This window comes from Methylobacterium sp. WL64, assembly GCF_008039945.1.
Lineage (GTDB): Bacteria > Pseudomonadota > Alphaproteobacteria > Rhizobiales > Beijerinckiaceae > Methylobacterium.
The window spans coordinates 1-1,426 of sequence record NZ_VRVA01000281.1 but is presented as its reverse complement, the minus strand read 5'-3'; the positions used below and the strand labels follow the sequence as shown (position 1 = coordinate 1,426).

Below are 1,426 nucleotides of genomic sequence, written 5' to 3'. Positions count from 1 at the left end.
CTTATGGATCTATTCGAATTGAATTATCGAACCATGAGCGATATATATAAGCTAATAGATAAAGCGCTCAAAATTGAGGACCTAAAAAAGGCAGGCGGTGACGCGAAGTTTTCAAGTGATACGAAAGAGGCATACGTCCGCGGGCTGACTAACAGGCTTGCAAAGGAAATGGGCGTGGACAATCCAGAAATGCTGTTTGATATGTGCGGCAAAAGCACAACAATATATGCAAAAATAGTACTTTCAGTTTTCAGAAGGGGCAGAGATTTACATAAATTCTATGCCGAGGGTCGAGTGCAAACAGGGGAAGAGGCGATTAAATCAGTCGAAAACGCCTAGTCCTTGTTGTGCCGCTGCCAGTAGCCGCAGAAATCAACGGAAGACCCCCGCTTCATGGCTGCCTCTGCGATGCGCTCGTACTGCGCGCCGTTCATCTCCCAGCGGTGATCCTCACGCCAAGAGGCTTCCTGAGCGTAGCGCAGGAGGTACACGCTGCTGATGTGGTGATGGTGGCCTATCTCGCCGCGACGGAAGCGGGAGAAGTACTCCTTAGCCATGTTCGTACAGGCGCCGTCCGCGCTGTACGCCTGCTGATGGTTGATCCGTTTCATATCAAAACGGACGTGGAGCGCATCCCAGGATGACGCCTCGTCAGCATGCACGATGGAGCCGGGTGCGATGCGCTCACGGATGAAGCCGAGGGCAGCGCCCTCGCTGCGGAACACGGCCGGGACGGACTGCCCGTCGCACTCGCGGATGATGATGACGGACTGGCGCTAGCCGGTCTGGTTGGCCGCAAGGCGCCGATCCACGCGGTTCTCCTTGTGGTTGGCGGGCTTCACGTAGCCGCCGAAGTAGGCGCCATCCACCTCGACGTTGCGACCTTCACCGCTGACCGTGCGGGCCTTTATCTCGACGGCCATCGCCTTCCGTAGCTTGTGCAGCAGGAGGAAAGCGCACTTGTAGGAGACGCTAAGATCGCGCGTGAGAGCTAGGCGCTCTTGCCTTTCACCTCGTTGACGAAGGACGCGCCGGCCGCGCGTGAACGGGGGGAACACGGTGACCGGCGCGCTTGCAAGCGGGAGTGTAAGGGCACTCAACCGCCGCGATAGGTACGAATATGGGGATCGCCGGAGGAAGCGGGCACCCCCCTTCGCTTGACCTCAGTCCTCAGTAGCCTCTTTGGCCTTCCGCGGCCGACCTGGGGCGCGCTTGGGCTTCTCAGAGACAGTTCCCGCCGGCTCAGCAGCCTTCGGGGCCGCCTTCTTGCGCTGCTGACCGAGGCCGAGCGAGCGGGCGAGAGCCGAACGCTGCTCGGAGTAGCTGGCGGCCGTAGAGGGGTAGTCGCGCGGCAGACCGTAGCGCTCCCGGTACTGCTCGATCGACATGCCGCTCTTGCTGAGGTGCCGCTTCAGCGTCTTGTACG

Annotated in this window: 4 protein-coding genes; 1 reads left to right on the top strand and 3 read right to left on the bottom strand. The window is 59.4% G+C overall.

Annotated features, from left to right (window positions below; translation table 11 throughout):
- Positions 1–339 (top strand): hypothetical protein (locus FV242_RS33880; RefSeq protein WP_210249000.1); only part of this gene is annotated, 339 nt, incomplete at its 5' end.
- Here FV242_RS33880 and FV242_RS33875 read toward each other — a convergent pair.
- From FV242_RS33875 to FV242_RS33870, 3 genes are all read right to left on the bottom strand, one after another.
- Positions 336–725, bottom strand: a complete 390-nt coding sequence (locus tag FV242_RS33875) for a transposase (protein ID WP_246693018.1) — start codon at positions 723–725, stop codon at positions 336–338. The two genes, FV242_RS33880 and FV242_RS33875, sit on opposite strands and share 4 nt — an antisense overlap.
- Positions 726–776: 51 nt before the next feature.
- Positions 777–923 (bottom strand): hypothetical protein, encoded by a 147-nt coding sequence (locus FV242_RS35115; protein ID WP_187278685.1) that lies wholly within the window; start codon positions 921–923, stop codon positions 777–779.
- Between the two features lie 240 nt (positions 924–1,163).
- The coding region (locus FV242_RS33870) for a MucR family transcriptional regulator (protein ID WP_187278684.1) at positions 1,164–1,426 on the bottom strand (263 nt) is incomplete at its 5' end.

What these genes read in the sequence shown, in the direction of transcription:
- FV242_RS35115 (WP_187278685.1), bottom strand. Translation starts at nt 923, where the DNA reads ATGGCCGTCGAGATAAAGGCCCGCACGGTCAGCGGTGAAGGTCGCAAC.